This window comes from Corallococcus sicarius, assembly GCF_003611735.1.
Classification (GTDB): Bacteria; Myxococcota; Myxococcia; order Myxococcales; family Myxococcaceae; genus Corallococcus; species Corallococcus sicarius.
In genome coordinates, this window is the sequence record NZ_RAWG01000307.1 from 1 (window position 1) to 11,777 (window position 11,777).

An 11,777-nucleotide genomic window follows, 5' to 3' on the forward strand; every position below is an offset into this window, starting at 1 on the left:
GGCGACATCCCCCCCACCACGCCCACGGACCCCGGGCACGGACACCACCACGGCGTCCACGCCCAGGCCTTGCCGGGTGACCGTCCGGAGGATCAGGACGAGATGCTGCACGAGATGGCCACGGGCATGTGGTCCGACGCCAACGACGGGCTGCTGTCCTGGAAGAACCTCTTCAACCCGAACATTCCCCCGCTGTGGCACAAGATGTTCAGCCGGTTCAAGACGAACCTGCGAGCGGGCGCGGGCTACCTCATGGCGTCGCCTCAAATCGCCGGGGGGCCGGGCTTCAACGTCGACGTCTTCGACCGCGACCACTACCAGCGCTGGCAGGAGCCGCTCCAGGAACGCCAGGGCTACTTCGACAACATCCACGTGGCGCCGCCCATGCGCGCCCCCCGGAGCATCCGCGAGTTCTTCAAGAACGCCTCGCAAGACATGCGGTTGGACAACATCGCGATGGCGCCCTTCTGCATCCACGACTGTCTGCACATGCACTGGCGCTGGCTGCCCACGGGCGAGGACGAGACGCACCTGTGGGGCTGGGACCACGAGAAGCCCTATGCCGTCGCGGGCGTGCCGCACATCCCGGCGCACCAGCACCTGCGCGTGGAGGTGGACGCCCCGCATGCCTTCTCCTACGCCGTCCAGGCGGACTCGTGTCTGGAGGCGGGGCGCTGGCAGTACGTCATGCACGAGGGCATGGCTTTCGGGAATAGCGCCGCCAACGAGTCGCTCGCGCAGCTCATGCACGCGGGCATCCCCCTGCTACAGGGCTTTCCCACGGTGGCCTACAAGTCCTGGTCGATGTTCTATTGGACGCTGCGCTACCAGTGCTCGATCACGAGCCTGCACCCGCGTGAGCGCCTGCTGGAGGACGGCGCGCAGATCCAGTCCGTCCCGGACCCGGCGCCGTCAAAGGCCTCCTGAACGACGGAGCGCGATTCTCGTTCAGCCTGGAGCCTTGAGGTGCGTGCGCAGCCAGTCTGCCATTGCCTCCGCCTGTTCCTGGCGGGCGAAATCGGCGATGGATTCCTGTCGCACCTCTCCGTCCGCGGTGGAGAGCCCGAGCGTGAGAGGGTAGCGGGTCACCTGCTTCTTGTTCTGCACGCGAACCTGGGGTTCGACGCGGAGCGACTGCACGTCACGCCACCGGACGTCGAGCCGGTGCTTCCGGCCGGAGAAGGGCGGCAGGGAGAGGCTTCGCGTCTGGGCGTGGAGGCACAGGTCGAAGTTCCCGGCCTTCCGCCGTGCGCGCGCCCACAGTCCGGCGAGCACACCGCAGGCGATGACGACCGCCCAGGCTCCCACGCCTACGGGCAGCGGCGCGATGAATGCACCCGTGGCTCCTCCCATCACGGCGCACACCAGGGCGGAGTTCCCCCATGCCAGGAACATCCAGAGGGCCGGCGACGGCGCATCCAGCGTTACGCACTCGCTGCCGTCCTCCCGGACGAAGGTGGACAGGAGCGGCGGCTCCGGCTTGAAGCCCTGCGCCACCATGGCGACCAGCCAGAGTGCCACCAGGTGGAAGGGCAGCAGGACCATGAGCAGGAACAGGTCCGAACTCCCCAGGCCCGGCTGCAACATCGCCTCCGAGGGCTGACCGGGCTGGTAGTACACGGGGACATGGGTCCCGAGGGGATGGCGCGCCACCAGCTCCTCCGCGTCCCCGGGGTCGCTCGTGCGCCATGAGGAGGAGCGGTGCTTGCTGCCTTCGTAGGGCTGCCCGTCGACGGAGTAGGTGTAGCCCACCTTGAAGCTGTACATGATGCCCTTCGAGCGAACTGCTTCCACCTCGCTCCGGGTGATGGTGCCCTGCACGGAGGGCCAGTTCGCTGCCTCGACCTGACGGACCATGTGGGCGCTGGCGAAGACGTCAATGGCCCCCAGGATGGCCGTCCACGGCAACACGAAGACGAGCAACAAAACGAATGAGGCCACGCGAGAGGACATGACCCCCAGTCTACACAGGGCCCCTCCGGGGTCGGTGAAGCCGGCCCCGGTCGTCCTGGACACCCGCCAGGACGCGGCCGACCCTCGAACGTGCAACCAGTGCTGTGGGCGGGATTCGAACCCGCAGACAATGCGATAGGAAGCCCCAGGCAGGACGCGCTGTTACCCGCTATCGCCTTGATCTCACTTCGGATCGTTCCCCCGCTCCGTTCCGTCTCGTCCCGTTCAATTCCCCGCTGGAGGGTCACACTGGGGGCACATGCGGCCCAACAGGGGCAATCTGGAGGACGGGCCCTGGACCGTTAGGGCCATCAGGGCGTCGGTGGAGGCGTTGACGGGGCCGAAGTAGGGCAATCCGGCCCCCAAGCAGCCACACGAATGCTACTCGATCACGTCCGCGTCGATCCCTTCGTCGCCGATTCCCGTTCGGAGGAGAGGGATTCCCTGCTTCTCGCAGATGATTTGGATCGCACGAAGCACCGACGGCCGCATGCGGTGTCCGACGATCACCCGTTGAACGGGCGTCGGGAGATCGAAGTAGTTCCCGGTCTGGAGGATCCGCACCTCCCGCTCGTATTCCCATTCTCGATACTTGGAAAATAGCACGTCACGCGCGATGTCATCGGGAAGCTTGTTGATGTCGTTCACGGCGGCGAACACACCACCGTAGGTGACGTGCCGAGCCCGCGGGTCGTCGTCCGGAATCTCCACCTCAAGGGCCAAGCCGTCGAACCCGCCCGCATAGTGCGCCCAAAGCAGGTGACAGTCGAACGTTGTCGAAAGCGAACAGACCCGCAGCCCCGTCTTCCCGTTCACGATCCCCTGAACGGCGATGTCTACTACGTTCCTGTCAGCCCCGGCGGGAACCGAGAAGGCGAACATGCCCTCCATCGGGTCGTTCAGGGTCTTCCAGTCCGCGCAGTAAAGGCGCTGATCGAAGATGATCTCGAGAGCGAAAGACAACTGGCTGGCGGATCGGAACTTGTAGGCCTTCATGGCGCTCCTGGGATGGCGGGGGATTCTACCTCACCCCGAGCGCCTCGAACGCAGCTGCGTTTGCGTCGCCGTAGAAGATCGGGTCCACCCGCTCCAGCACCTCGGCGCTGACCTCCATGAAGCTCCGTCGGTTCTCCGTCGGGATCAGCACCTTCCGGGCCCCGTTGTCCGTCGCGACCTGCAGGGGAACGACGAGCGAACGCACCGCCTTGATGTTCCCGGTGACGCTCGGGACGCCGAGGACGAGGAGGCCCGCCTGGGGCGGGGACTTCCGTGCTCGGGATCGTGCGGGGGTTCTTCTCACGACCGCGACCACGGCGGCGCCAGAACGCACGTCAATGAACCGACACCTTCTTCGCTCCCTCAAGCAGGGGCGGAGCCGGGGCTGGAGGAGGAGAGCCCCGCCTTTGGCGCGACGGTGGAGGAGCCGAGGAAGGAGCGCACACCCCGTTTGGACTGGGTCGAGCTGCTGAAAAGGACGTTCGCCCTGGATGTGTTGGTGTGCTTGAGGTGTGGAGGCAGGCTTAAGGGTGTTGGCGTGCGTGAAGGGAGCACGAGGGGTGCGCGCGATTGTGAAGCACCTGGGCTTGGCCACCGCAGGTGCGAGGCGAGCCCCGCCGCGAGGGCCACCCCAGGCAGCGTGGTGTCGAGGCGCTCAAGACACCCCACAGGCCCAGCTCAGGCTCTCGCTGCGCCCTGATGGGAGGGCGGCCTGGGCAGCAGTGTGCCCTATGGGGGGGCTCGGCCCCCTAAACGGGCCTGGCACAAAGCTCGGGCGGCTCCCGTCCGCGGCCCTCCTTAGCCCCTCCGCTCCAGCCCTCACCTTCAACCGGCCTCCCATTTTTCTTATGCTCTCGCCTGAGGAAGGAGTGGCTTACGGACATGACCGCACAGACAACAGAACAGGCCTTGGCGTCCATCACGGACGAGGGCCTCTTCGAGCGGCTGGCGACGGCCATCCTTCGAGAAGCCGAACCCGACTACGCATCGCTGGCGCACCCTGGCGTCAATGTCGCGGGAAAGACCGTCAAGTCGCCACTCGACGGAATCTGCTTCGTCCAGGGCGCCAATCCGCCCCACATGATCGCGGTCCATCACACCATCACCGCGCGAGGCGATTTAGAGAAAAAATGGCTCCATGACCCTTCGAAGGTGAAGCCACGCAAAGGGACGAAGCCGAAGGCTCCGGCGGGGGATCTCCTCAAGACAGCGGAGCTGGTCGCGCAAGAGAGAACACGAACGCCGAATCTGTGTGCAACGTTGGTTCTCACCACCAACGAGGAGCCAGGCGAAGCGCTGGTTCGCGACGTCGTGGCGGCAGGGAGCGTGCACGCGATGGCGATTGACCTATGGCCGCGCTCGAGGCTGAGCCACTTCCTTGATCACCACCCCACGGGCCAGTGGATCCGCCGCGCCTATCTCGGCATCGAGCAGGAACAGCTCTCGGCCGAGCTGCTTCATGAATTGTCCAAGAAGAGCCTGGAGGCCTCCCGCCCACTGGATGACCCTTCCACCTGGGTCCCGCGGACGCTGGACACGGTCTTGAGCGCGAGCCTCGCTCGTGACGTGACCTTCCTGGTGGCAGGTTCCGGCATGGGCAAGTCCGTGGCCTGTCATCGCAAGCTCTCCGCGCATGTGGAAGGCGGTGGATTCGGGCTCGTTCTTCCTCACGTGGCGGTCGAGTCCTCGATGACGCTCGACCAAGCCATTACGGCGACGCTCCGCCAGTTGCATCCCGCCTTGGCTGTGACGGGCCCCTTGGCCCTCTCGCTGTGTTCACCTGCGCACCCGTTGCTGCTCGCTGTCGAGGACATCAATCGTTCGGGACGCCCTCAATTCTTGCTGGAGAAGCTCGTCAGTTGGCGGCGTGTACCGGGCAAACAGGAGGCTGGGGCGCTGTCCCCGTGGCGTCTCATTTGCCCGTTGTGGCCGGAGACGCTCAGCGCATTGAGCGATCAGACCCAGAAGCTCATCGCCTCTCTCATCATCACAGCAGGCGGCTTCAGCGAGGACGAAGGCCGCGACGCTGTTGCCACTCGGGCACGAAGAACAGGGCATGAGCTCAGCCCTTTGGCCGCCGAGGAGATCGCGAAGGCACTGGGTCACGATCCACTCCTCATCGCACTCCATGATCCGGGGGCCGCGCCCGATCCGCACCGAGTCATCGGTGGCTTCGTGGAGCGTTCGCTCTCACGGACCTCGGCAGGAGCCAAGGACTATCCGGCCGCGCAGTACCGCCAAGCCCTTCGGGCGCTTGCGGGTGAGATGCTTGCGAGCCGTCAGGTAGAGCTGACGTGGCGTGAAGTGAGCAGTTGGAAGAGCCTGCAGGGCGAGCCCCTGCGGCTCATCAGCAGCCTAGCCCAGCAAGGGGAACTGATTCGCATCGTAGGGCCTTCAAACGAAACGCGGTTGGTGTTCCGCCACGACCGCATTCGAGAGTGGCTCCTGGCAGATGCTGCGGCTGAACTGGATCGCGGGGCAGGCTTGGCCGATGCGATATTGACAGAGCCGTATTTCGCGGAGGTGATCGGTACCGTTCTCGCATGGGAACGTCCGTTGGCGGGCTTCCTCCAGCGGGTTGCCTCCTCAAACCCGCTTGCGCTTTTCTACGCACTGCGTCTGCTGGGCGAGAACGGCGGGCCTCATGGGGAGGCGATTGTCCAGGCCATCCACCGATGGCTTGACGAGCCAAGCACACGAGACCCTTCAAACAATCACCTGAGGTGGGAAGCGCTCGCCATTCTGGCGGAGACGGATTCCCGCGCTGTCCCGGACATTGTTCACAAATTTCCGGATCGAACCACGTGGAGCCCATTCGCTCGGTTTCGCAATGGTGACCTGTTTGGCGGAATCGAGGCCTGCTTCCATTTGGAACCAGGCATTGGAGCACCGTGGCGAGACATCCAAATCGCTCACGCAAAGTTCCGCTATGGCAAGCGCCTGTCCGACGCTTTGGACAAGTATCTCAGGCAGCCAAGCTTGAACAACCCGTCGAGAGTGGGCGCCTTGCGTCTTGCCGGCCACTTGGCTGATCCGAGTCTGGCCCCTGCGATAGAAGCGTGCTGGGGCACTGATGAGAACCGCTCCGCTCATCTGGCTGACTACTTGTGGGCATTCGCGCAGTGCTGCGGCGAGGACCCTCCGCGCTACCTTAATCCTGTCTGCGATGCGTGGGCCTCACTTCCCGATGAACCAGAGCGAGAGGGGTTTCCGTCGCCGCGCGAAGACTTAGCGAGCGACGAAGTGCGCTGGGCATTTAGCCGATGGCCACCGAGGGCCGCCATCGAATACTTCATCCAACGCGCTTCGCAAGAGGACCTTCGATGGCCAATCACCTACATGCTTCATAGCATGGACGAGCCAAGCGCCGTCTTGTTTGTGGCCCGCGGACTTGCGGCCGAACAACGGCGCTTTGAAGCAACAGATTCCACGTCTGGTTTCGCCATGACAGCGTCAGACGAATGGCGTCGTGCTCAAGAAAATGGCCGGCCGATGTCGAAGGCAGCTCGAGACCTGTTGCTTGAGGCTTGGCAATCCGAGGGAAACGACAAGTACCTTCGTAGGGCAGCGTTTTCTCTGTGGTCCCAGACCAAAAAACCGCAAGATCTAGAAGTTCTCCGCACAATAAAACCCTCCGCCGCGTTGGCGGACAGGGTTCTGGCGGCGCGACTGATTCGTGAAGACCCGCTGGCAATTCCGGCGATGATCGAGAAGATAACCTCGGGCGGCAGCCGCCATTGGTGGCAGTACGGACGATATTTATGGTCACCGGCGCTCACTCAAAATCTTGATGAGGAATTCGGTAGACGTGGGGCATTGGCGAAGCAGGCTTGGGCGGATGAGCCCAAGTTTGATTCGGACTGGATTACCTCCGAGTTGATTCAACGGCTTCCAACGGACGAGGCTGAACGCCTTCTTCTCAAACATTGGCATCACCTTCGTTTCAGCTCTCGGTTTGTGCAAGCAGCGCTCTACCTCTGCACGCCACGCCTATTGGACGCCACGAGAGCGGCCATCAAAGACTGCCCTCAGCCCGCCATGCTTCTGCGGCATTTCAGTATCCATGTGGGCATGAATACACACGGCCGCCCGGGGCTCACCCGTGAAGCGCAAGTACGGGCGCTGGTTCCCTATCTTCACCTGCTCTCCCCCATGGATATCGACTCCTTATGGGAAACATGCAATGACCACGGCTGGTTCTCACTGCGGCGTGAGTTTTTGGACAAGGCTCTGAAGGAGCCGCACAGCGAACGCAAATGGAATCCTGATCGCTTTATTTCGGAACTCGACAAGACGGTGGCGGAGAAACGAACTGTTTGGATGGACCGTCTGTTCGGCCGCTTCCTCAAAGCCGATGTCCCGTGGCCCGAGATTCTTGCGGTAATGACCCGTTGGCTCGAAGAGCGTCGCTCACTTCAAGCTTTGCGAATCGTCGCCGCCGCTGTCTTGCATCAAGGGACACGCGGTGACATGTCCGCGCTAAAGATCGCTCAGGCAATGCCTGAACCCGCAGCGAAGCAACTTGTTGCGGACACACAGTTTGCCCTACGCCGCAAGAGGCCTCGCTAGTGACGGTGCTGGGCCGTTCCTCGGTGATACACATTCCGGGCTTCATGCTGAAGGCGGCAGTGGAAGAGATGGCGCATTGGCCGCTGGGCGCGTGGGCCGTCAGCGAAGTGCGTGCCCGCCCAGGTGAGGTCCTCGCAGGGCGCGGCCAGCGCGTCTTGAGAGAGCCAGCTCACCGTCGGGGCGGGGGCCTTCACGGGGGCTTCGGATCTTGGGGGTGGCGCTTCGGGCCGGACCTCCCAGCAGGAGGAGCCCCAACAGGCATCGGTCGGGTGGCTTCGCATGAGCTTCCAGGGAAACTGGGTTGTTCGGATTAGCGCAGGCCGGTGGGCGTCGGGCCGTCCGGGAAGACGTGGCCCTGGTGCCCGCCGCAGCGGGCGCTGCGGACCTCCGTGCGCATCATGCCGCGCGAAACGTCAGATCTCCGTGACGGAGTCCGGGGACAGCGTCTGCGTGAAGGACGGCCAGCCGGTACCGGACTCGAACTTCGTGCCGGCCTTGAACAGCGGGTTGTGGCACCCCGCACTCACATAGACACGCCCGGCGCCTGGGTGCCCAGGAAACAGCCCATGCCTGGTTACTCCGTGCCGTGCTGGCGCAGTACCTGGAACTCCTCCGGAGTGAGGCGCTTGCGCCATTCGTCGTTGGGAAGGTTGAGCTTGTCCTCCAGGTCTTCCTCCGCGAATTGAGATGCGCCAGCCCGCTTCCGTCGTACCCCTGCCCCCCTTCAGGTAAGTCGGGAAACCGCACTCAGAGGGGGCAGATGACCCCTCCAGGTGGACTGACTTACGGACTCTTCTGACGCAGTTTGGCGCTACCGGCGATGCACTGGGACGCGCCTCCGCGAAGGCAGTGAGCGAGTCGTAACCGAGTTCTCGGATGCGCGCATACAAGCGGGCCTTCCAGGTTCCCTGCCACGAACGTCCAGCAGTCATCAGCTGCTGGCCTTCGTGAAGCTCCGCGGAACAACGTGGCAACGTCACAACGTGGGAAACCCGCCTTGCCAAATATCGGGACCACCCTCTGCATTCAGGCCTCCTCGTCGGGAAGGAGCGTCTGGAGCAGTTCGTCGTCAGGACCGAGCGGACGCCAGCCGGGCGGCGGCGGGGCGGCAAGGAGCGCATCGCTTGCCCGGTCTACGCGCTCTTGATGGGTTTCCGGTGTGTAACCACTCCATCGACCGAGTGCTATGGCAACGTCCATACGGGTTGCGTCGTCCATCACGGTCGGCCAGCCGTCAGGGAAGTCGTCGGACAACTCACGCACGAGTACATCGCGCACAAGACGTGTGACCTGCCTGCGCTGCTCTGCCTCTGCAAGCAGCCCGCTGAACACCTGCACCGCGGCGACATCGTCTTCACCAAGCTCGTCGGCCAACCCATGTAATGGAACGGCAGGGCGCGCCTCCGCAAAGGCGGTGAGCGTGTCGTAACCACGCTCGCGAACCCGCTCATACAGGCGGGCTCTTACGTCGCCCGCCCACGGATGCCGGGCGCTCATGGGCCCCTCCAAGAAACGAAGTTCATTGGGAGCTTATAGTCCTTCATATGCTTTGCGACGAGCTTCAGGACGGCATCCCGCGTCAGCATCCGGCCGGCTCGTGCCTCGGCTTTGAGTAACTCGTGCATGAGAAATTGGTTCCATTCACCGGACCATGTGCGACCCAACTTCCAGTTCCCCCCACCGTGAATGGCCTCGTGGTGGGCCTGCTCCAACCGGATGCAGAACTGGTCAATGTCCATGTCGCCCTTGAAGCCGCGCTGCTCGAACCACTTGCGGTGCTCTTGCGGTAACACGTGGTGCTTCGGGGCGTCCGACATACCCGCCCCCGCCCTGCCCGTCACCTGCATGCCGCGCACCTCGGGGCTGTCTCCCAGCGCGTCGCGCACGCCCTTGGGCAAGTCCTGGTGCGCTTGGGCCATCGTGACCTGTCCGCCGTGAATGAGGACGGCCGCGCTGACAGCAGGCACGGAGATGACTCCCGCCTGCACGAGCCTTCGCATCATCTCCACCCACTCCGCAGAGACCACCAGCCGCGAGCCCACCATGACTCCGCCCGAACTCATCACGAGGCCCACGCCCAGCGTCACAGGGGCCGAGGGCGGCACGCGCGGCAAGGCCCTCTTCATCGTGGAGATCATCGCGACCATCTCCACCGCCTGCATCGCCGCGATGACCTGCCCGCTCAACTTCAGGGTCTCGCGGGTCTCTCTCTGGAGCGTGTCGAACTCACGCGTCAGCTTCCCCATCAGCTCGGGCATCGCGGTCGTCGCCGCCTCCACTCGCTCCGGGGCCAGTGAGGCGAGGTCCGTGAGCGTGGGCTCCATCAGCCCCTGCACGCGATGAAGGTCCACGAAGAGCTTCTCGGCGCTGCACATGGGGCAGTGACGGAGCACGGCGTCCGCGAGGTGCAGGAAGTCCACCCAGGTGGCCAGCAGAAGGGTTCCGAATTGAGCCGCCTGGAGCTTTGGCCCCGTCATGCGCAGCAGGCCCCGTTCCATGTCCGTGTCGCCGACTTCCGAAGCCACCTTCGTCAACGCGGTGGCACTCCCAAGCGCGCCCTGAAGCCACGTCACCTGCTTGGAGCCCTGGTCGAGGTAGCGCGTGAAGACGCCGGTGAGGCTCAAGCCCCAAAGGTCTGGAGGACGGGCCGCCAACTGGGTGAAAGCGGCCTCGACGCTGCGCAGGGAGCCCTTCACTTCGTCCGTGGCGTCGAGGACCGCCTGCCGCGTGGATGCAGCGCTCCGGGCCCGGCCTCCGACAGCACCTTCCCTGCTGCCGTCTCCCACGGCTGTCACGTCGTCACGCGGCTGCTGGCGGCGCAGGAGGCGTTGCTCGGACCCTGAGAAGGCGCGTGGGAGGACGTCCCGGGCGCGCGGGGGCTCATCGCTCGGAATTTCCGCCAACGCGGGCGAGGAGGCCTCACGCGTCGCGTAGCTCAAGCTTCGGCCGCGTCCAGGCGCTTGCGACACGGAGGCGCATCCCGTGGCCAGCATCACCAGGGCCAGCAAGAGGGCGTCAGCGCGCACTGTCCACCCCCAGGCCCGCCGAGGCGAACGCCCCTGGCCGCAGCGTCCCTTCCGACGTGGGGAACAGCAGCGTGCCGCCTGCCCCCAACGCGTAGAGTTTCCCGCCCAGGAATCGCCAGCGGGCTTCGGCGGCTCCCAGGTAGTGCGCCCCCGCCTGTCCCATGCCCATCCCAAGGCCCTTCACCGCCACTTCGAGGCTGCGCGCGAAGAGTTGCAGCGCCACGCGTCCATCCACGTCGACGCGGCCCCACGAGAAGGCTTCCGCGCTCAGTGACAGCTTCAGGTGCTTGGAGAGGCCGCCGTAGCGGACCGCGTCCCAGCCCACCTCCGCCTCGCCATAGACCGAGTACCCATCCGGGAAGTGGGCCCCCGCCAGTGGCACTCCCTCCGGCCCCGCAGCCTTGAATCGAGCCAGTTCGTAGTCCGGGCCGAAGAAGCCCTGCCGGAAGCCACCCTGCTGCCTGCGCACCTCCAACCGCAGCCGCAGGTCCAGCGTGGGTGTCACCGCATCCGCGCCCGCTCCCACCACCGCACCCCACGCGCTGCCCTCACCGGGCCGTCCACCCCAACCGGCAAGCAAGTGGGCCTCGAAGCCCGGCCGCACGACCACCACGGCGGTTCCGTCCAGGTGCGCCAATGTCACCGAAGAGGCCCGACCTCCGGCCTTTCCCCAGTCATGCACGGCGGAAAGCGCCAACGTGTAGCGGCCCGGTTCGTGGGGCTGGCCGAAGAGGACGTGCTCCAGGTCCAGCGCGACTTCCGCCCCCATGAGGCGCGCGCCCAGTACGTCCGAGGCGAAGGCCTGCGTGTAGAAGGGCCCCAACGTGCCGGTGAGGAAGCCGCCTGCTGGGTGGTAGTCGGGGTTGCTTCGGTTGGAGTAACGCCGCACAAGATGCGCGGACAGCAGGCTGTAGGACTCCAGCGCGCCAAACCAGACCCCCACGGGCGCGTTGTTCGAGCCCAGCTTGAGGCCGCGCACCACCTGTCCGAAGTCCGAGAGGCTGTCCCAGTCCTGCTTCCTCACGAAACCCGTATCTTCACCCCATGGACGCAGTCGCACCGGAGCGCCAAGGTTGAGGCCGAATTCCGGACCTCCATCCAGGATGAGAGTCGACCAAGCGAACAAAGGCGATAGACACAGGGCCAGGGTTGAAGCCGCCCGCCAGCGTGCCGACCGTGGGCATCACGGGGCTGCTGGCACTCGTGCGCTGGTGGAGGGGGCGAGATGGGGGG

At 64.9% G+C, this 11,777-nt stretch carries 8 protein-coding genes and 2 pseudogenes; 2 read left to right on the top strand and 8 right to left on the bottom strand.

The annotated features are described in order from the left end of the window. Positions 1-927, top strand: a 927-nt coding sequence (locus tag D7X12_RS43130; protein WP_158620166.1) for a hypothetical protein, incomplete at its 5' end; no start/stop codon positions are given. A gap of 21 nt (positions 928-948) precedes the next feature. Here D7X12_RS43130 and D7X12_RS33235 read toward each other — a convergent pair. The 3 genes from D7X12_RS33235 to D7X12_RS42605 all read right to left on the bottom strand — a co-directional run bounded on the left by D7X12_RS33235 (position 949) and on the right by D7X12_RS42605 (position 3,265). Beyond that, positions 949-1,941: a DUF3592 domain-containing protein gene (locus D7X12_RS33235; protein ID WP_244224933.1), complete on the bottom strand. Its 993-nt coding sequence runs from the start codon at positions 1,939-1,941 to the stop codon at positions 949-951. A gap of 393 nt (positions 1,942-2,334) precedes the next feature. Then, positions 2,335-2,949 (bottom strand): DUF2971 domain-containing protein, encoded by a 615-nt coding sequence (locus tag D7X12_RS33240; protein WP_120629244.1) that lies wholly within the window; start codon positions 2,947-2,949, stop codon positions 2,335-2,337. Between the two features lie 25 nt (positions 2,950-2,974). After that, on the bottom strand, positions 2,975-3,265 hold the full coding sequence (locus tag D7X12_RS42605; protein WP_147443875.1) for a hypothetical protein: 291 nt from the start codon (positions 3,263-3,265) through the stop codon (positions 2,975-2,977). A 566-nt stretch (positions 3,266-3,831) separates the two neighbouring features. Between D7X12_RS42605 and D7X12_RS42610 the strand changes: the two genes are divergently transcribed. After that, complete coding sequence (locus D7X12_RS42610) at positions 3,832-7,518, top strand: NACHT domain-containing protein (protein WP_158620167.1); 3,687 nt, start codon at positions 3,832-3,834, stop codon at positions 7,516-7,518. Positions 7,519-7,831: 313 nt separating this feature from the next. On the opposite strand, the pseudogene msrB reads toward D7X12_RS42610, so the two are convergent. From msrB to D7X12_RS33275, 5 genes and pseudogenes are all read right to left on the bottom strand, one after another. Further along, positions 7,832-8,185 (bottom strand): annotated as a pseudogene (gene msrB, locus D7X12_RS33255) (peptide-methionine (R)-S-oxide reductase MsrB); the annotation flags it as partial. 142 nt (positions 8,186-8,327) lie between these two features. Further along, a pseudogene (locus D7X12_RS44675) lies at positions 8,328-8,450 on the bottom strand (NUDIX hydrolase); the annotation flags it as partial. 94 nt (positions 8,451-8,544) lie between these two features. Continuing rightward, complete coding sequence (locus D7X12_RS33265) at positions 8,545-9,015, bottom strand: NUDIX hydrolase (RefSeq protein WP_120629248.1); 471 nt, start codon at positions 9,013-9,015, stop codon at positions 8,545-8,547. Beyond that, on the bottom strand, positions 9,012-10,043 hold the full coding sequence (locus tag D7X12_RS33270) for a DUF2380 domain-containing protein (RefSeq protein ID WP_244224934.1): 1,032 nt from the start codon (positions 10,041-10,043) through the stop codon (positions 9,012-9,014). Before D7X12_RS33270 ends, D7X12_RS33265 begins: the two co-directional genes overlap by 4 nt. 490 nt (positions 10,044-10,533) lie before the next feature. After that, positions 10,534-11,691 carry a hypothetical protein gene (locus D7X12_RS33275; RefSeq protein WP_120629247.1) on the bottom strand — a complete coding sequence of 386 codons (1,158 nt, stop codon included), beginning with the start codon at positions 11,689-11,691 and terminating at the stop codon, positions 10,534-10,536. Positions 11,692-11,777: the final 86 nt, after the last annotated feature.

Bases quoted from the DNA above. Each gene is read 5' to 3' on its own strand.
- D7X12_RS33240 (WP_120629244.1), bottom strand. From the start codon at position 2,949: ATGAAGGCCTACAAGTTCCGATCCGCCAGCCAGTTGTCTTTCGCTCTC.
- D7X12_RS42610 (WP_158620167.1), top strand. From the start codon at position 3,832: ATGACCGCACAGACAACAGAACAGGCCTTGGCGTCCATCACGGACGAG.
- D7X12_RS33265 (WP_120629248.1), bottom strand. From the start codon at position 9,015: ATGAGCGCCCGGCATCCGTGGGCGGGCGACGTAAGAGCCCGCCTGTAT.